The organism is Stenotrophomonas sp. Bg11-02 (assembly GCF_002836635.1).
GTDB classification, from domain to species: domain Bacteria; phylum Pseudomonadota; class Gammaproteobacteria; order Xanthomonadales; family Xanthomonadaceae; genus Stenotrophomonas; species Stenotrophomonas lacuserhaii.
Map to the genome: position 1 here is coordinate 33344 of NZ_PJAY01000052.1, position 19245 is coordinate 52588.

The following is a 19245-nucleotide window of genomic DNA, read 5'->3' on the forward strand; positions in this document are numbered from 1 at the left end:
ACTCACCTGGGTTCCAAAGCCGCAGCGAGATAGGCCTTTGATTCGTCGATCTTCTGTTGCAGCTCAGCGCTGATCATGAGCCTAGCGCCGCCATTGCATACCTTTTCCACAACCCGATTCACACTCACGGGATCGCTGTCCAGCAGCAGCAGGTCCGACGCGTCAAAGTCCTTCATCATGCTGATGATCCGCTCTGCACGCCAACCGGACGAGTACGCGATGCAAGGCCGGCCAAACTTCTGGGCAAAGATGGTTCCGTGGAATGAGTCGGTGACGACGTATGCGGCGTCCTGAATTGCCTCTAAAAATTCGACAGGCCCATACGAGTTGATGAGGTGGCTGGCCCAGGCTGGCTTGTCGAAGTTTTTCTCTCCGTTGACAAAGTGTACTTCGAGCTCTGGTTGCGCTTGCCGCAAACGATTTGCAATGCTCTCAGCGACGGGAAAGTTTGCCGTATCCAAAGCGTAGACCATCACAAACGGCGCTCGCTGCGAGGGTGCAGAGGCGCGTTTGAGCTCACTAAAGTCATGAAGCAGGGTCGGGTCCACGACAACTTGTGGCTTGATGTTCGAAATGCGTTCGACGATGTCCCGGCTGACCTCGTTTCTGACCGCGACTGAGTCGAAGTCTTCCAAATCCGGTGCGGCGAGGGCGAGGATATCTTCCTTCTGCTCACGCGTACCGAAGCAAGAAGCGTAGCTTATCTTTCTAACAGCTGTACTCAAGAAACCTTGGAAATAGTAGGAGTCATACGCTGGCATGAACTTGGTGTTCCAAGTCTGGTCGCTGCCTGTCAGCACTGCATTGAACTCTGCAATGTTTGCGCTGATTGCTTGCTTCGACGAAAGCGAGGGATCTATAGGTAGCTGATTCCTGAATTCGTCAAAACGCCTATAGCGAGTGACTTGTCTGAGCCTGCGCAATACTGCTGCCAGCGGGTTTCCACCCTTGAGTCCCATGCCGCGCCATAGAGAGGTGTTTCCCACCATGTGAGCAGGATGACTCGTCGGGACCGTTACGTCGTGCCCCATCATTTCCAGATGCTTCACAGTCGCGTATGCCTGAAGCAGACCGCCGTAGTTGTAGTTGAAGGAGTACGTCAGGAGTAATACTTTCATAGGTTGGCTCGCTGTATTGAACGGCGCAAAGCTTGTCACGTTTGGAGGCGATCCCAATGTCCGGGATCCCGGTCACTGCTGTCCATGTGGCAACTAACGAGCCCAGTGATTCAATTTTGTGAATATTTTAAGTAACGCACGATGAGGAAACATTCGGATATCGAAATGCTTGGCAAGCGGTTTCCTTCGCCAGTGTGAAATGCTGGCAAACCTTGTGCGTTCTCGTTGAATCTGCACTAACGACTGCAGGATCGGCACCTTCTTAAGAACGCGCTGCCGGACTGCAGGCACCGGATGGCGTAGGAATTTTGCCAGGCGTATCCGAAACTGCAGTGCGTCCCAACGGTGTGCAAAGCTGGCTCGTTGAGATGAGATGATCTGTGATGGGTCTGCGGATGCAACCGTCAGCGACCCGTCACTTATTCCCTCCTGCAATATCTCGTCGGCGACTTTTGTGCGGGTTACTAGCACGTTATGGCCCAGCCCGTCTTCACGGTATACGGGAAGCCAAGCATCGCCGAGCGAAATATCAGCCAGCTCCGTTAATACATCGGTGCAGAAGTCGCATGCTTTGGCCTTGAACATGCCTGTACCCCACATGTCGCCAACACGCGCCATCTTTATGCTGTGCTGATTACCGTCAGCCGAGATCGCGGCGAACGAATAGTCGTTGGCGCTGCTCTTCGCGTCCTTGATGCGATACTGGGGATACTGATAATTATCGCCAGCGCCGGCTTTATCAGCAAGGTAGTCTGTGAAAGAGGCACTTTTCAGGCCGCCGCAGATGATACCAACGATGAAGGGGATTTTCTCCGCATAGCGTGGGTTCTGGGCCTGATAGATGCGCACTGCTTTCACAAAGCACGCAACGCCCGAAACGCCGATTTTTCCATCCATCGTCTCAGTGATGGAGAAAAAATCTTCAAGCGTGACAGGGAAGTAGCGTGTCTTTGAGGTCGCATCGACTTCTTCAGCGCTGCTTACAAGTCTGTACTTGAAGGCAGCGCCGTCTTGCGATACGACGAAGATATGGTCAACGATCTTGCGGCGAAGGATTTCATGAAAGACGTATGTGGCAAGCCCGCCCGATGATGATGTTTCTCGGTGTGCCGGTGCATGGCCGATATATGTATTTTCGAATCGACCAACCTTGGGGTCGCTACGGCTGGAATCTCGAAGGAATATGCCTGCGAGCGCGTCCTCATCGAGTGCATTGGTGTCTCCTTCCTTTGGGAATGGGCAGGCGCTAAACGCAGCTTCGGGTATGTTACTGGCGGAGACCTTCTTGGGGACCAGGAATCCGTCTGGATCCCAGTCCATGCGCACTGTGCCCTCCGAGCGTGCGGCGCATGCGCCACAGCCGGTGCAGTAGGGGCTAATTGGGTTTGGGCTTTTAGCGCTTTTCATTGTTGTATGAATTTTTCCGTGGTGTCATTTCGTGCGTGACATGCGCCATGGGGCTTGGACACGGGGTTTTCGGAAATCTACTTCAGTCGTCGCCAGATTCTGCTTTAGTGCTTGCTTCGGCCGAACTTGTGGATCCCTTGGCAGAAAATGTAGAAGGCTCACTGACCCCTCAATCATGGCCAAACAAATCCCGTGTGTAGACCTTCGCTTCCACATCAGTCAGGTCGTTCGACAGCCGATTCGCCACAATCACGTCGGCTTCGCGCTTGAACGCCTCAAGATCGTTCTCCACGCGCGATCCATAGAACGTCGGCTCGTCCAGGACGGGCTCGTAAACGATGACCTCGATACCCTTCGCCTTGATCCGCTTCATCACGCCCTGGATGGCGGAGGCACGGAAGTTGTCTGATCCGGCCTTCATCACCAGCCGGTGAATGCCAACGATCCGTGGCTTGCGGCGGATCACCTCATCGGCAACGAAGTCCTTGCGGGTCCGGTTCGCATCCACGATCGCGTTGATCAGGTTCTGCGGCACGTTGCTGTAGTTGGCCAGCAACTGCTTGGTGTCCTTCGGCAGGCAGTAACCACCGTAGCCGAACGAGGGGTTGTTGTAATGGCCGCCAATGCGCGGATCCAGGCTGACGCCTTCGATGATCTGCCGCGTATCCATGCCTGCAGTGGCAGCGTACGTATCCAGTTCATTGAAGTAGGCAACGCGCATCGCCAGGTAAGTGTTGGCGAACAGCTTGATCGCCTCCGCTTCTGCGGCGTCGGTGTACAGCGTGGGCACATCCTTGCGGATGGCGCCTTCCTGCAGCAGGCCAGCGAACGTCGCGGCGCGCTCGGAGCGCTCGCCTACGATGATGCGGCTGGGGTGCAGGTTGTCATACAGCGCCTTGCCTTCGCGCAGGAACTCGGGCGAAAAGATGATGTTCTCAGTGCCGAACCGTGTCCGCAATTCTGCCGTGCAACCCACAGGCACCGTGGATTTGATGATCATCACTGCATCTGGATTGACCTCCAGCACATCGCGGATCACCGACTCCACTGAGGAGGTGTTGAAGTAGTTGGTCTGCGGATCGTAGTCCGTCGGCGTTGCGATGATGACGAACGAAGCCCCTTCGTAAGCCTCGCGCCGGTCCAGCGTGGCAACCAGGTTCAGTGGCTTGTTCGCGAGGAAACTTTCGATCTCGCGGTCTTCAATCGGCGCCTTTCGTGAGTTGATCTTCTCCACGCGGGCGGCGTTGATATCAAATGCAACAACCTGGTGGTGCTGTGCCAACAGGACAGCATTGGACAGGCCGACATACCCTGTCCCGGCCACGGCAATCTTCATTGCGGGGGATCCTTTGTATCTTTTACGCACTGCGATGGGGGAGGCAGGAATGACGAAGCCAGTGAAGGCGCGTGCCCCCTCAGACGCGCCACTGTTCGCCACTACCCGTTACTAATGGAACTTGTGCTGCTGGGTGCTCCCTGTAGGGCCGCTCCCTGCAAGCGTAGGGGATCGTACTACAGGCAGATGCGACAGATTCCATCGGAATCACACTTGAAGCCATCGCAGGCATGGCGTGATTCATTCTCGCCTGTGCTTCGATTGATCGGGTCACCGGAGTGTATTGCGCTGGCATGCGGGCTGGTGCTTCAGTCCTTTGGCTATTGCCCGATACCCTATGGGCTCCTTGCGCGGCGAGTCATGAACGGATTCATGCCCTCGACAATCGGGGCAGCGATGATACCAATCGTGGGCTCACGCGGCATGCGTAATCTTGCGTCAGCAGATACGCCTTTCTACAAGCGAGATTCGTTGGAACTGCGTCACACTTTTCTCGGGCCCAGCCTGGCATCACGGCCCGCTCGTTTGCTGTGATGCGGTAAACTGTCGCGCTTGGCCCTGAGCATCGGTGCCAAGTGCTTGATGGGGAAAGGAATTGGTCCCTGCTACAGGCTTCATGATGCGACGTGGTTGGTGGCCCGTAGGAGCGGTTGTCCTGGGTTGCCCTGATATAGAAATCCGACCGATCCGCCCTGCGCCTTGCGCGGCTGGTCCTGAATCAAGTGGAAGCAATGACAAAGCAAACGGGATCAAGTGTGGTCAAGGAAGACGAGATCGATCTGCGGGAGCTGCTGGGTGTTCTGATCGACCGTAAGTGGTGGATCATTGGAACGACCGCGCTGTTCTTCATCGTCGGCGCAGCCTACGCACTGCTCGCCTCGCCGGTGTACCAGGCGCAGTCCATGGTGCAGGTGGAGTCGAAAGTGCCAGCGATCCCGGGCATATCGGATCTCGCGTCTATGGGTGCGCCGACCAGTGCCGCCGCGACGACCGAAGTTGCATTGCTGACGTCGCGCACCGTCATCGGTACTGCGGTGGACCAGTTGCAGCTGGACACCGTGCTTACCCCGCGTCGATTCCCATTGGTGGGCGAGTACTTCGCACGCAAGTTCAAGCCGGAAACCCCCGACGCCGTCGCGCCGCCGCGTTTCGGTGCCAGCAGCTATGGCTGGGGTGGCGAAGCCGTGCAGATCCATCGCCTGGACGTTCCTGCGCAGATGATCGGCGCGCCGCTGGTGCTGCAGGCCGGCGCTTCGGGCAGCTTCGTGCTGTACGACGATGAGGGCGAAGAAATCCTGCGCGGCCAAGCGGGCAAGGCGGCCGAAGGTCGCGGCGTAACGCTGGAAGTGGTCGCCCTGCGCGCCAATCCGGATACGCGCTTTGATCTGGTCAAGCTGCGTCGCTTCGATGTGGTGTCCAGCCTGCAGCAGGCCGTGCAGGCGGTGGAGCAGGGCAAGGAATCGGGCATTCTGCAGCTCAGCTACGAGAACGAGGATCCGATGCTGGCAGAGGCGGTCATCGCCCGCGTCGCCGATGCCTACGTCCGCCAGAATGTCGAACGCAGCTCCGCTGAAGCAGCCTCACAGCTTGATTTTGTGCGCGAGCAGCTGCCGGTTGTCCGCCGCCAGGTGGAGCAGGCGCAGGTCGCCATGACCGCTTATCAATCGAAGGCGAACTCGGTCGACATCACCATGCAGACCAAGGGTCTGCTGGACCAGGAGGTTGCCGTTGAGGCCAGCATCCAGCAGCTGCGCCTGAAGCAGGCGGAGATGGATCGCAGCTTCACCCGCGAACATCCGGCCTACCGTGCACTGCTGTCGCAGATCAGCAGCCTGGAAGGGCGCAAAGTCGGTTTCCAGCGCCAGGTCGGCCAGCTGCCGGATACGCAGCAGGAACTGCTGCGCCTGACCCGTGACCTGCAGGTCAGCAACGAGATGTACACCGCGCTGCTCAACCAGGCCCAGCAGTTGGACGTCGCCCGCGCCGGTGCGGTGGGCAACGTGCGCATCGTTGATCCGGCCGCCGTGGACATCGCCCATCCGGTCAAGCCGCGCAAGTCGCTGATCGTGGCCATCGCCACCCTGCTTGGCGCTTTTCTCGCCACGGCCTTCGTCTTCCTGCAGCGCATGCTGAACCCCGGCATCGAAGACCCCGCAGTTATCGAAGAGCTCGGCCTGCCGGTCTACGCCGCCATCCCGCTCAGCGTATCCACCACACTGCCGAAGCTGCGCAAGGGCAAGCACGGCACTCGTGTTGTTGCCGATGGTCGCCAGCATCTGCTGGCGGTGACCTCGCCGGCAGATCCCACTGTGGAAGCGCTGCGCAGCCTGCGTACCAGCCTGCACTTCGCGATGCTGGAGGCGAAGAACAACATCCTGACCATCTCCGGCCCGCGTCCGGGTGTCGGCAAGACGTTCGTGTCCAGCAACCTGGGTGCGGTCATCGCACAGGCTGGCCAGCGCGTGCTGGTGATTGATGCGGACATGCGCAAGGGCACCCTGCACAAGCTGCTGGGCATCTCGCACCAGAAGGGCCTTTCGGACGTGCTGGGCGGCAAGCTGGCAGTCGAGGCGGCCATCCATCCGGTGCCGGGTCTGGACAACATGCACTACATGGTGCGTGGTGACATTCCGCCGAACCCGGCCGAGCTGCTGATGCACCCGCGCTTCCAGCAGATGCTGGAGTCGCTGTCGGCGCAGTACGACCTGATCATCGTGGATACCCCGCCGATCCTGGCCGTGACCGATGCGGCGCTGGTCGCAACGCATGCCGGATCGAGCCTGCTGGTCACCCGTTTCGGCGTGAACCAGGCGAAGGAAATCCTGCTTACCCTGCAGCGCTTTGAACAGAACGGCGTGCAGATCAAGGGCGCGATCTTCAACGCGGTGGAAAAGCGTGCGACGGGCTATTACAGCTACGGGTACTACGAGTACAAGTCCGACGGCAAGGATTGAGGCTGTTGTTCTGAGGGCCAAGGCGTGACGACCAACGGTCGTCACCCACCGATTGCTGACGCATGACGGCCAGCGGCCGTCACTACCTGGGCCTTTGCCGGGCGGGAGTATCATTTCCCCATGTCACACACTCCCCTTGATGCGTCCCACGCGGACGCGACGCCGCGCTGGCGGCATTACTGGAAACTGATGCGCGCCGATCGCCCGATCGGTACGCTGCTGCTGCTGTGGCCCACCTGGTGGGCGCTGTGGTTGGCGTCGGGCGGGCTGCCGCCGCTGTGGACGCTGTTCGTGTTCACCGCCGGGGTCTGGCTGACCCGTTCGGCCGGTTGCGTGATCAATGATTACGCCGACCGCTGGCTGGACCCGCACGTCAAGCGCACCAAGGATCGTCCGCTGGCCAGCGGCGCGGTGCGTGGCCGGCACGCGCTGATGCTGTTCGCGGTGTTGATGCTGGTGGCGTTCGCCCTGGTACTGACAATGAACTGGCTGACCGTGGCGCTGAGCTTCGTCGGCATCTTCCTGGCGGCGAGCTACCCGTACCTGAAGCGCTATACGCACCTGCCGCAGGTGTACCTGGGCATGGCCTTCGGATGGGGCATTCCGATGGCCTTCGCTGCCGTGCAAGGTGAAGTGCCGGCACTGGCGTGGCTGCTGTATGTGGGCAACATCCTGTGGTCCACCGCGTATGACACGTGGTACGCGATGGTGGACCGCGATGACGACCTGAAGATGGGCTCGCATTCCACCGCCATCCTGTTCGGGGATCTGGATCTGGTGATCCAGGGCGTGTTGTACGCGCTGTTCCTGGCGGCGATGACGCTGGTGGGCGTGCGGGCGGAGCTGGGGGTGTACTACTTCGTTTCGGTAGGCGTGGCGGCCGGGCTGGTGGCGTATGAGTTCTGGCTGTGCCGCAATCGCGAGCGCGATCCGTGCTTCAAGGCATTCCTGCATAACAACTGGGTGGGGGCGGCGCTGTTCGTGGGGATCGCGCTGGCACTGGCGGTCAGGTAGCGCCGAGCCACGCTCGCCGAGCGCAGCGGGAACAGCGTGACGACCAACGGTCATCACCCACCCATGCAACGGCATGGCGTCCCTTGGTCGGCACGCTTGGTGGAGGCCGTCATCGGAACGTCACGATCCAGGCTACGGCTGAATAGGCCAAAGCACGCCGCGCCATGAACTCATGCAATCCTAGTATGAACTCTTAAGGTGCTTGTTCCATAAGGGTTTCGGGGTGTTTTGCAGGCGCGGAAACAACGTCGTGACGCCGTCCTCCACACATGCGCACACATGGTTAACCAGCGTCTGCAGAGGATGGCCATGACCGCGGCATTCCGCATGCGGCTTTAGGGAGACATCCAGATGGCCAATCAGCAGAATCAGCAGAACCAGAAGAACCAGCAGGGTCAGCAGAACCAGCAGGGCCAGCAGGGTCAGCGCGACCAGCAGCAGCAACAGCAGCAGGAACAGCAGCAGCGCAACCAGAACCAGCAGCAGGGCACCAACGAAGAAGAAGAATGAGTTGTTGCACTGAGCTGAAGAGGCAGAGCCCCGCACCCGCGGGGCTTTGTTTTTGATGCCCTCAGCGGCTGCGCACGCTCCAGCCTTGGCCGGCATCGGCCACTTCCGCAGCCCCATCAGGCGCCTCAATCTCCACCACCAGTCCCTGTGCATTCGGCAGATCCACCTGTTCGGGGAACCAGTGACGCGTGGCATCCACCAGGATCAACAGGCCTTCGTCATCGCCCATCGGTGCGAAAACCTGCGAAGGTTCCGACAGCGGCTGCAGCCCGAAGCGCTCGCTCGACACGCGCTGCGTCGCCGGCACATCGGCAACCGGCAAGCCGACCTCGCTCAGGCAGGTGAGCTCGCTGCCATCGAAGGGCCCCACGTGCGATGACGCAGGCAGGCGCCGCCGGCCGATCAATTCCAGTATCAGCCCATCCGGGCCAGTGAAGTACACCGACTGGGACTGCCAACTGCTTTCAAGGGCGAAGTAGTCCTTCCCATCGGGCGAACGCTGCAACGGCGTGCGCGCGCGCAGCCAGGACATCGCCTCGGCGAAGCGGTTGTCCGGTACGTTGAAGGCCAGGTGCACGCCGCCGACCGGCCGGGCATCGGCGGGAGCGAGGGTGATGGTGCTCCAGCCAATCACTACCTGGTATTCGTACACGGGCAACTGCAGCGCGTCGCGAAAGTAGCGGGCGACGCTGTCGGGATCGGATACGGGAAGGGTGAGGTTTCGGATGCGCATGTTCAGTCACTGCAGGGGACCAGGGCCCATGCCTCTACTGATGTGATTCTAGCGCACGCGCGCCGGCTCATTGCCGCGCCTGCCGGGCCACTTCCGCCGCCCGCAGCACGAAGCGCTGCACCTTGCCACTCGGCGTCTTCGGGACCTCGCTGACGAACTCCACCAGCCGCGGATAGGCATGCGCGGATAACCGTGTCTTGACGTACTGCTGCAGTTGCGCGGCCAACGCCGCATCGCCTTCGATGCGATTGCTGGTGATCACGAAGGCCTTCACGATCTCGGTGCGCTCCGGATCCGGTACGCCGATCACCACCGCCTCGGCGACGGCGGGATGTTCCAGCAGCGCGCTTTCCACGTCGAACGGACCGATCCGATAACCGGACGAGGTGATCACATCATCGGATCGCCCGATGAAGCTGATAGAGCCGTCGTCCTCGCATTCCACGGTGTCGCCGGTCAGGTAGTAGCCATCGCGGATGGCCGGTGTGTCCGCGCCGTAGTAGCCGGTGAACCACATCAGCGGCGAGCGCGCGATGTCGATCGCCAGGATGCCTGGCGTTCGCGGGGGCAGCTCGCGGCCGTCATCGTCCAGCACCGCCACGCGGTAGCCCGGCATCGCGAAGCCGGACGATCCCGCACGCACCGCATGCTCCAGCGCGTGATGGTTGTTGACCACCATGCCGGTCTCGGTCTGGCCGTAGTGATCCAGTACGGTGGTGGACAGATGGGCAGTGAACCAGCGAGCGATCTCGGCATTCAACGGCTCGCCGGCACTGCTGACCGCCCGCAGCTGGCCAGCGACGCGCGCGGCCGACGCCTCGCCGGCCGCGATGATTTGCCGGTAGGCGGTCGGCGAGCCCGCCAGGTTGGTCACGCCCAGCCGTTCGATCACCTCGTGCAGGCCCTGCACGGTGAAGGGCGCCTCGTTGAAGGTGGTCGCCTCGCCGAGCATCAGCGGGCCGATCACCGCGTAGTACAGCCCATACGCCCAGCCGGGATCGGCGATGTTCCAGAACACATCGCCGGGGCGGAGATCCACCGCCAACTGCATGTAGCTGGCGAAGGACATCAGCGCCCGCAGTGGTACCGGAACGCCCTTCGGCGCGCCGGTGGTGCCGGAGGTGGACAGCAGCACCATCAGCGCATCGCCGCGCAGCAGCACCGGTTCGAAGGGCGCGCTGCCGGCGTCGGCCAGACGCGCGCGCCAGTCGATGTCCGCTGCTTCAGCTGACTGTCCGGCGGGGAGAATCGTGGCGACCGGCGGACAGTCTTCGACATCATCCAGCTTGTGCCGGTTGATGTGATCGGTGACCACCAGCCGGGTGCGGCCGGTGCGCAGCCGCGATTCAATGGCCTTGGCCCCGAAGGCGGTGAACAGTGGCTGGTACACGGCGCCGACGCGCCACGTGCCGAGGATCGTGGCCAGCAGCTCCGGCGTGCGCGGCAGCATGCCGGCGACCACATCGCCGCGGCCGATGCCCTGTGCGGTGAGCACATGCGCGACCCTGGATGCGGCCGCGCGCAGGTCTTCGAAGGTGTACAGGTGCAGGCTGCCGTCCGTGCTGATCCAGCGCAGCGCCAAGCGATCATTCCCGCAATGGCGGTCACAGCATTCCACGCAGGCATTGAGCCCGTTCTGCAGGTCTCCGTGCAGGCGGCTTTCCCAGTCGTGGAGGTTGAAGTCATCCACGGCACGTTGATAGGTCATGGGGGGGGAGCTCCGGGGCGTGTCTGGCACGATAACCGGTTGCGTGTGGCTGTGGGTGGGTCTCGCCTACGCCCCTCGATCCAACTGGCGATAACCGATCGCCTCGGCCAGATGCGCGGTATCGATGCCATCGCTCCCCGCCAGGTCCGCAATCGTGCGCGCCACCCTCAGTATCCGGTGCATTGCACGAGCAGACAGCTGAAGCCGCTCGATGGCCTGCTCCAGCAGGTTCTGGTCGGCCTCGGAGAGGTGCGCGCACAAACGAAGTGCCTTGCTGTCCATGTGGGCATTGAGCGCGCCACGCTGCAGCTGACGCTCGCGCGCACCGATCACCCTTGAGCGAACATCCGCGCTGCACTCGCCTGCCGGAGCCCCCTCGCGCAACTCTTCCGGCGACAGGCGGCTGACCGTCACATGGAGGTCGATGCGGTCCAGCAACGGGCCGGACACCCGGCCGCGATAGCGCTGGATGCGCTCGCTGGTACACAGACAGCGGTTGCTGCGATCCCCAGCCCAACCGCAAGGGCACGGGTTCATCGCTAGGGTTATCAACCCCGTTATCTGCAAAAATGATCCCAGTAGCACCTTCCATGCCGGACCCTGCAACCGTCCGGTTCTTCAGTCGTGGCGTTTGACCGCCCATTGGTGTCCCTCAACCCGCTTTGCGCTTGTCTGGCCGGGCGACGAGAGTCTGGTCGAATTCGTTGACCGCAGACACTCGGTTGGCGCGTCAAAGTCTAGGAAAAGAATCAGGTACGACGCCTACTGTGGCCCATACCATCCGCACCCTAGGACGAAGCTAGGACTCACGGCGGCCAGCCCTTATCCACCCTCCCGCCATCCGGTTTGAGTGAATAGCACCAACTGGGAATCGAGCCGTCGTGGCCATTCAAGAACTGACACGGTGATTTGGCTCAATGAAAGCACGCTTAGCTGACACTGATAGTTTCTCACTCTACGCTTTCAAAAAGCCGGGATGCTCGTTTCCTCGCTGCGATAGCAGATCGCGCCATCCTCGTTTATCGACTGCACGGATATTCGGCACCTCCTCAAGCACTTTTAGATAATGGATCAGATGCAGCAACTCATCATCTGACACGTCGCCGAGGAATTCCCGTGCCAGAACTAAATTCCCATAGTTCCGAGCGTACTTGCTAGCGGTGTCATCTATTCCGATGATCTGGTCCAGTGTGAACCCATGCTTCTTCAGCTTCGCTATCCGCTTCTGTGTTGAGTAGCCGCCTTCCTCCCAATCCCTAACTAAGCTGCACCTCTCGGATGACCATACAAATTCTAGGGGACGCTTTGGCATCAACTGTGCGACAAGAGGCTCAGCGTAGAGACGTCCAGACGATGTCCAAACGCCGACCCTAAACCTTGAGAAGGCGAAGTCCAGAAATGTGTCGAGATGGGGCCGCTTGTAGACGTGATACCCGACGACACTCAGATCCGCTGGACGATCCAAGGGGCGCTCAGTTGAGAAGACGAGCGTTTCATCAAGGTCTAGTACCAGAAGCTTCCTTTCTCGGAGACTCATGGGCGTTTCTCCTTATTCTGATGTCGCTGTTTGGCGGATGTCGAGATTCGTTCTGCACCGTGACCCTGCTGGTACGCATGCGGAATCAAGAATTCCTTGATCGAGCTCCGGGATCTGAGGAGGACCAAATACACTCGCCGCCCGAAAGTGCTACGGGGTGGTCTGGCAAGGCTCATCAATCGGCGATGGTCCTCCGCCGGTTCTTTCCTATCCGATAATCTCGAAAGGACGTCTTTCGATCAGTCAGAGAGTCAATGGCGGAGTCCGAGCCATTTCGCGCCGGCTATACTCTGTGCTCTTCAGCCCACTTGTGGATGAAGCATTCTTGCTCGAGTGTCTCTACAGCTCCGGGACGAACCCTTCGTACCGCGAGGATCGCGCTTTCAGCATCACTGTTCGTCTTAGTGCTCAATAGAAGCAGCGAGGCAACTAGTCCTGCACGACCCAACCCTCCCTTGCAATGCACGACTACTCTTCCTCCGTCGAGCAGGGCGCGACTCAGATATGGTCCGAGCTCCTTCCAACGTGCCAGGAAGCGGTCGTCTGGCGCGCTACCATCCGTGATAGGCAGTCCATGCCAAGCCAAGCCATGCTTAGCAGCATGATCAGGTAGGGAGGAGATCCTGAGGTCCTCGAACTCCCACGGCTCGATAAGCGTGATCAAAAATCTTGCGCCCCAAGCACGAATCGCCTCCAAGTCCATGTCTAAATCCCTAGCCCAAGCGCCAGTCATTGCGCTCTCTTGATGCTTTCCGGGAGCAAATGTCACGCCAATTGCCCCATCCTTCGTTCCCACCGGTAACTCGGCAATAGCCAGTGGATGGGTGAGACTAGTTCGACTTGTCATAGTAGTAATGTGCCATCGACATTCTGCGCTCTTGCGCGTCGCTTCGGCCAACCAGAAGGCGGGTGCAGAGAGAGGTGCGGCAATGGATTCAAGGCCACCGGCCGCGCGAGGCTATGAAGAGATGCATGGCCTGACGGGACTCCATAGCCTGCTCAGGAAGTTCAATCTTTCGTTGGTAGCAGATTGAACGGGCATAGGCGATCTGCGCTTTTGTGGGCCTTTTGACATCCCAGTCAAGCATCTCTGGGACCAGTCTAGATAGCTCGGCGGCAAGGCGTCTGGAGAGGGTTCCGGCGTCTCCGCCCTCCTGAAGCTTTGCGAGTTGGCGCCGCAGATCCTGCTCCGACTGTTGGCTCAATGACAGTTCTAAGGTGAACTCTGATTCAGCATCTACCAAGAAGAAGCTCATACCTACCTGCCAAGGTCCGTAAGCGGCGCAGGCCCCCGAATGGGAGGTGGGGAGGGGGCGGCCATTGTCAAATATGCTACCGTAAGTACTGTAGACCAAAAGTACTACGAAACCAAAGCTTAGGGGGTGAAAACTTCCAAGCACCAGTTGGCCCTTGGCGCCGCCGTGAAGGCGAGACGGACGGCGCTGGGCGTCTCTCAGGAAGATTTCGCAGCCCGACTAGGTATGCACCGTACGCAACTTGGGCATATTGAGCAGGGAAAGAAGGACTGCAGGCTCTCTACCGTTATTAGGCTCGCCGATGCGCTTGGTCTATCGGCGTCAGGCCTGCTCCATACTGCGGACCTCTAGCGGTTAGTTTTGAGTGCAGACCCGGTGTTGGTTCCGGGTTTCTTGAAGCGTCTTTGACTATCCTTGCCGGTAGCAGGAAGATCTCTACGTGCTCGGCAAAGGTCAGCGCTCTCAGGGACCTTCACCGTTTCGGGGGCTGAATCCCGCCATGTTTAGCCGGCCCGACTGGCGCCTGCAAAGCGCCGAGGACTCGACACTCGGAAACCAGACCACCTGGACAGTGGGAGAGTATGCGAGTTAGCTCTTTGTTCAGTGCCTGGAGGTCTCTTACCTTCTCCTCAATACTGCGAATCTGACTCCGGACCAACTCATCCACAGCCCCGCACTCCTGGTCGCCATGGGTCTCTAATTCAATGAGATCCCGGATCTGGGCGATGGGGAGTCCAAGCTCTCTGGCACGGCGAACGAAGGCAAGCCTGCGCCGATCAACTTCAGTGTAGTGGCGGTAGTTGGCTTGTGAACGGGCCGGAGACGCAAGGAGGCCAATTTTCTCGTAGTAGCGAATCGTCTCAGCCTTGGTTCCGGTACGGAGTGAGAGTTGGCCGATCGTGAAGACGGTGGACATAGCTTGACCCTCTAGTTGCTACAGGGTTGATAAAGGCAGGATGAGCTGATTTCAACCCCAGAAGCCTTTTATAGGACTCACGATGGACCACTGCTGCGGTAACAAGCGCCAAGAACTCGAGCGGATGGCACAACAGGGCGCTCAGCGCCGCGTGCTGCTATGGGTGATGGCTATCAACTTGGTGATGTTTTTCGTCGAGTTTGGCGCCGGCATAGTCGCCAACTCAAGTGCGCTCCAAGCCGATGCGGTGGACATGCTTGGCGATGCAGCCGTGTACGCGCTCAGTCTCTGGGCCGTGGGGCGTGGTAGTCGGTGGGAGGCAGGCGCGGCCTTGGTAAAGGGCTTCTTGATCCTTGGATTCTTCGTTTTCATTGTCGTCGAGGTCGTGAACAAGATGATCACCGCGGTTCCACCGGCCAGCGGCATCATGCTCATCTTCGGATCAATTGCACTTGTGGCGAACCTATCCTGCTTGGCTTTCCTTTGGCGATTCCGCGCCCTAAACATCAACATGAAGAGCACGTTCGAATGCTCACGTAATGACGTGGCTGCCAACGTGGGCGTTCTCGTAGCCGCGGGCGGGGTGGCCCTCATCGGCAGCGGGTGGCCGGACATCGCCGCAGGATCAATCATCGCCCTGCTCTTTCTTCGATCTGCTGTAAGCGTGATCGTTGAGGCGTGGCCCGCATGGCGCTTGGGAGCCGAGCAGCGTTAGTTGGTACTGCGTCACACCAAGCTACCCGAGCCGCATCGGTCCTTTCAAACACCACAAGGCACACTGGAGCTATTTCAATGAAAGCAGCACGCACGATCATAGCGGTGTTGATACTATCTCTCGCCGCATTTTCCCCCACTTCATTCGCTCGGAGTGCCGAGGGCCCGGCCAATGACCAATCGCCTCAAGCCGGTGTGGTAGTACGGCCTCATTCGCCTGTCATAGGCCCGGTCAATGCGCCCGTCACCATCATCGAGTTCTTCGATCCAGCTTGTGAGGCCTGCCGGGCCATGCATCCAGAGGTCAAAAGGATCCTGAGAGAAAATGCGGATGCTCGGCTGGTGCTTCGCTATACGCCCTTCCACGGGAAGACATCTGTCCTCGGCATAAACATTCTTGAGGCTGCGCGCCAGCAGAACCGGTTTGCGGCCGTTCTCGAAGCGCTAATGGATGCCCAGCCCGCCTGGGCTTCACACGGGCGGGAAGACTCAGCGATTGCTTGGGAATTTGCGCGAAAAGCTGGCTTGGACGTGGCTAAAGCCCGCGCATACATCGCTACGGGCGTAGTGGAAAAAGTGATTGCGGTCGATCTCGCCGACGCGAAGGCTGCAAAGATTGGCGGAACTCCGTCCTTTTTTGTGAACGGAACTCCGCTCCCGCGACTCGATCCCGCACTGCTCAGCCAGTTAGTCCGTACAGAAGTCAAGGCAAAGCGTTAATTTGTCGTCCCGCCCGCATCGCATGTGGTTAGTCCTCAACCCGTTCATTCTTCCGAGCAAGCCGCAGGATGCGACTCATACACGACCGCGCGGTTGATGAACAAGTGCCGGCTTGCTGATGAGCGCCGTCCACGGTATCTTCTCGACCTCAACCGTATTGGTCAGAGCCGCACGTGACTTCCTTCGTCATCCACGCTAAGCGCTACGCTCTGGCACTGCTACTTGCAGTGCTGGTGGTCGTGCCTTTCGTGGATGCGTCGATTTGCTCTTCTGAAGAGCAGGCCCATCAGGACGTAGCAGGGGCAGGCGACGGCCATTCCGACAAGTCACACCCTGCGTGTGGTCATGGGCACTGCCACCACAGCAGCACCTTCGTCGCGTCCAACGGATTCACCAGTGCCGACGCTGCACTAAATGAAGACGGGCATACGTTCTACGAACAGCCTGTGACTTCCCACACGCCCGAAAGGCTGATTAGACCTCCCAGGGCTTGATCGCGACACAGGCGCAGCGCGTCTGCTCGTACTTCTGCGATCACCTTTAACAGGTCTCTCCATGATCAAACTTTGTTGCTGGGCGCTTGGCGCGCCCGGCCGACGCGTGGCTGCTGGTGCAGCCGCCGAACGGCATCGTGCCGCCTTCAAAAAGGTGGACTAAATGCCTCTTCCGATTCCCACCTCTAACCGAGTTTCGTACGGTCAATCTGCCGTGCTGACGACAGCTTCTGTGCTGATCATTCCCGCACGCCCTGGAGACGGTGCTCTATCTCCAGCCGGTGAGGCACGTTTGGCCTCGGTCTTCTCCCCTGAATTCGTGGATACCGCTACCTGGTTGCCGTGGCACAGGGACGGCCTGGTCGTAGGCAGACCTCCGCTACTGACCGGGATTCAAGCCACGCTGGCGCAACTAACCGAAACCTTGCGGACTTCCTTCTTGGGTGCCTCCCGGGTATCAGTCTCTGCGTATGCGTGGATACGTAGTGTCTCAGTGCTTTCAGTCTCACGCGGTGCGTTGAAGAGGCCTTCCCCGGGCATGAGCGCCGTAGGAGTCGTCCAGGCGCTTGCGAGTTCCAAATGGCACAGCGCTTCAAAGCTATTTCCAGGGACTTCCGCGCGAGTAGCCAGACGTACCCGGCCCTCCGCAGCGCATAGACGCTACAAGTGGCTCGGGGAGCATTCGGCTTCGACGCAGTCAGTCGCGACCGGTTATGGATTCGCGCAAGCCAGTCAGCGGCAGCCTGCACTGGTGATGAACTGTAACCGCCACCGACTGCGCAGGCGTCGACTACTTATCGAGGGATCAGCGCTCGGCGACTGTCCCGGTGAAGATCCGAAACCTCGCAAGCTCTCTACCCCAACCAATCGCTACTTCAGGACTCTGCCTCTTGGCGGCGATGCGTCTGCTTGCGCGGACTCAATACAGCGGCCTTATGCATCGCCTCTTGCGAGTGCAGACGCACCTTCTCCCAGACCTGCATCGCATCTCTAAGCGCCCGTTGGAATTAGACCCGCGAGCAGGAACGCCCTTCGACGAGTTGGCGCGGTCTGCGAAGTGCCTCCGCATGCGCCATGAGCGCATTTGGCGGTCGATCAAAAGGAAGCAGCTATGCGTTACATGAAAAAATACCTGAACCACAGTTGGAAGCTTGGTGGGAATGGCTCAAATCCACTAGGACGGCTCGGCCGGCCTCTTCGTGGGCCTCAGGCCGGGATCAACACACTAATCGTGATCGTCGCACTCTACTTCACGTTGTTCCTCAACAACGCCTTCTTTGCAGAGGTAGTTGAAAAGAGTGGTGTGGAGGGTGTGGCGCGAGCGCTGCTTGTCGCGTCTACGGCCGCGCTTCTTACGGCTATGAACGTACTTATTCTTGGGCTTCTGTGCGTCCGATGGACGTTGAAACCGATTGTTGCTTTGCTCCTCATTGTGTCAGCAGCGGCGGCATACAACTCCGACAATTACGGCGTGTACTTCGATTCGAGCATGATTCGAAACGTGCTGAAGACTGACAGCGCGGAGGCCGGAGAGCTGCTGACCTGGGGATTGTTCCTGTCGGTGCTGGTCAAAGGTCTGCTTCCCGCCGTTGCGGTATGTGCGGTACGAATTCGACCTCACTGCACCATGGCGCGCGGACTACTTTCCAGAGCTCTCTTGCTGGGCATGGCTATAGTGGTAGTTGTTGGTGCGGCACTGGCCTCATTCGACAACCTATCCTCGCTTATGCGCAACCACAAGTCAGTCAGATACCTTGCGACGCCCGGGAACTACCTTGCCTCGATAGGGAAGGTCATCAAAGAGGAGACGCGCGCAGAGCGTGGACCGATCAAAGTAGTCGGTCCCGACGCCACGATGGATCCTCATCCACCAGGCGCGAAGCCACACTTTCTTGTCATTGTTGTAGGCGAGACGGTTCGCGCCCAGAACTGGGGGCTGAACGGATACGCTAGGAACACGACACCGCAACTTGAAGCCCTGGACGTCGTGAACTTCACCGACGTGACGGCCTGTGGTTCCAATACCGAGGTGTCCGTTCCTTGCATGTTTTCTATGTATGGAAGGCGAGACTACGACCGAGACAAGATCAAAAGATCCGAGTCGCTTCTGCACGTATTGGAGCGCGCCGGAATCAAGACCCTGTGGCGCGACAACCAGACGGGATGCAAGGGGGTGTGCTCTGATCTTGCATTTGAGTCTTACCGCGTTCCCGCCAAAGATAGTCTATGTGACGATCAGGCTTGTCGCGACGAAATCATGCTGCAGGGATTGCATGACTCCATTGACGACAATCCCGGCGACGTCGTCGTGGTTCTGCATCAGCTTGGTAACCACGGACCTAGCTACTACAAGCGATACCCCGAGAGCCTGAGGAAGTTTACTCCTGACTGCCGCAACGCCGACCTTGGCAAGTGTACTCGCGCCGAGATAGTCAATGCCTATGACAACGCAGTCTTAGCGACGGATGACTTTCTGGCAAAGACAATCCGTATGCTCGAACAGGACAAGAGCCACGATACAGGCTTGATCTATGTATCCGACCACGGGGAGTCATTGGGCGAGGCGAACGTCTATCTGCATGGTCTTCCCTACGCCATTGCCCCGGAGACTCAGATCAAAGTGCCGATGGTGATGTGGATGTCAGAGGGCATGAAGAGCAGCAACAAGCTGGATATTGAATGCGTCCAGGGACGTTCAAGGCTGCCAGCCACTCACGACAACCTCTTCCATTCTGTGCTCGGTCTCATGCAGGTGCGGACAAAAGCGTTGGACCAGAGCCTAAATCTGTTCTCCGGCTGCTCCGTTGGCAGTGTCGCCGCCCCATAAC

General features: G+C 59.4%; 15 protein-coding genes and 1 pseudogene. 5 read left to right on the forward strand and 11 right to left on the reverse strand.

Translation table 11 applies throughout. From position 1 onward, the window contains the following. Positions 1-2: 2 nt before the first annotated feature. The 3 genes from CXG43_RS06530 to CXG43_RS06540 all read right to left on the reverse strand — a co-directional run bounded on the left by CXG43_RS06530 (position 3) and on the right by CXG43_RS06540 (position 3861). Positions 3-1118, reverse strand: a complete 1116-nt coding sequence (locus tag CXG43_RS06530; protein WP_101099226.1) for a polysaccharide pyruvyl transferase family protein — start codon at positions 1116-1118, stop codon at positions 3-5. Positions 1119-1211: 93 nt separating this feature from the next. After that, entirely contained in the window at positions 1212-2438 is a 1227-nt protein-coding gene (locus CXG43_RS06535; protein WP_232767660.1) for a Coenzyme F420 hydrogenase/dehydrogenase, beta subunit C-terminal domain, read from the reverse strand. A 256-nt stretch (positions 2439-2694) separates the two neighbouring features. Next, entirely contained in the window at positions 2695-3861 is a 1167-nt protein-coding gene (locus tag CXG43_RS06540) for a nucleotide sugar dehydrogenase (protein ID WP_101099228.1), read from the reverse strand. 731 nt (positions 3862-4592) lie between these two features. Between CXG43_RS06540 and CXG43_RS06545 the strand changes: the two genes are divergently transcribed. Then, a complete protein-coding gene (locus tag CXG43_RS06545; protein WP_101099229.1) occupies positions 4593-6815 on the forward strand; it encodes a polysaccharide biosynthesis tyrosine autokinase in 2223 nt (740 codons plus the stop codon). A gap of 120 nt (positions 6816-6935) precedes the next feature. Further along, positions 6936-7829: a 4-hydroxybenzoate octaprenyltransferase gene (gene ubiA / locus CXG43_RS06550; RefSeq protein WP_101099230.1), complete on the forward strand. Its 894-nt coding sequence runs from the start codon at positions 6936-6938 to the stop codon at positions 7827-7829. A gap of 180 nt (positions 7830-8009) precedes the next feature. On the opposite strand, the gene CXG43_RS19085 is transcribed toward ubiA, so the two are convergent. The 8 genes and pseudogenes from CXG43_RS19085 to CXG43_RS06590 form a co-directional block, all read right to left on the reverse strand. After that, complete coding sequence (locus tag CXG43_RS19085; RefSeq protein WP_157825117.1) at positions 8010-8435, reverse strand: hypothetical protein; 426 nt, start codon at positions 8433-8435, stop codon at positions 8010-8012. Then, complete coding sequence (locus CXG43_RS06555) at positions 8401-9072, reverse strand: hypothetical protein (protein WP_101099231.1); 672 nt, start codon at positions 9070-9072, stop codon at positions 8401-8403. Before CXG43_RS06555 ends, CXG43_RS19085 begins: the two co-directional genes overlap by 35 nt. Positions 9073-9139: 67 nt before the next feature. Continuing rightward, on the reverse strand, positions 9140-10780 hold the full coding sequence (locus tag CXG43_RS06560; RefSeq protein WP_101099232.1) for an AMP-binding protein: 1641 nt from the start codon (positions 10778-10780) through the stop codon (positions 9140-9142). A gap of 66 nt (positions 10781-10846) precedes the next feature. Beyond that, positions 10847-11320 (reverse strand): annotated as a pseudogene (locus tag CXG43_RS06565) (ATP-binding protein); the annotation flags it as partial. A gap of 415 nt (positions 11321-11735) precedes the next feature. Then, a complete protein-coding gene (locus CXG43_RS06570; RefSeq protein ID WP_101099233.1) occupies positions 11736-12317 on the reverse strand; it encodes an HAD family hydrolase in 582 nt (193 codons plus the stop codon). A 283-nt stretch (positions 12318-12600) separates the two neighbouring features. Further along, on the reverse strand, positions 12601-13164 hold the full coding sequence (locus CXG43_RS06575; RefSeq protein WP_101099234.1) for a cyclin-dependent kinase inhibitor 3 family protein: 564 nt from the start codon (positions 13162-13164) through the stop codon (positions 12601-12603). A gap of 88 nt (positions 13165-13252) precedes the next feature. Continuing rightward, positions 13253-13573, reverse strand: coding sequence for a hypothetical protein (locus CXG43_RS06580; RefSeq protein WP_101099235.1), 321 nt, complete (start codon positions 13571-13573; stop codon positions 13253-13255). A gap of 472 nt (positions 13574-14045) precedes the next feature. Then, the gene (locus tag CXG43_RS06590; RefSeq protein WP_101099237.1) at positions 14046-14489 is read right to left on the reverse strand and encodes a helix-turn-helix domain-containing protein; all 444 of its coding nucleotides are present in this window, start codon (positions 14487-14489) and stop codon (positions 14046-14048) included. Between the two features lie 82 nt (positions 14490-14571). Here CXG43_RS06590 and CXG43_RS06595 point away from each other — a divergent pair, with 82 nt between their 5' ends. From CXG43_RS06595 to CXG43_RS06605, 3 genes are all read left to right on the forward strand, one after another. After that, entirely contained in the window at positions 14572-15204 is a 633-nt protein-coding gene (locus tag CXG43_RS06595; RefSeq protein WP_101099238.1) for a cation transporter, read from the forward strand. A gap of 77 nt (positions 15205-15281) precedes the next feature. Then, complete coding sequence (locus tag CXG43_RS06600) at positions 15282-15923, forward strand: thioredoxin domain-containing protein (RefSeq protein WP_157825118.1); 642 nt, start codon at positions 15282-15284, stop codon at positions 15921-15923. A 1605-nt stretch (positions 15924-17528) separates the two neighbouring features. Then, positions 17529-19244: a phosphoethanolamine--lipid A transferase gene (locus CXG43_RS06605; protein ID WP_101099240.1), complete on the forward strand. Its 1716-nt coding sequence runs from the start codon at positions 17529-17531 to the stop codon at positions 19242-19244. The last annotated feature ends 1 nt before the right edge of the window (position 19245 follow it).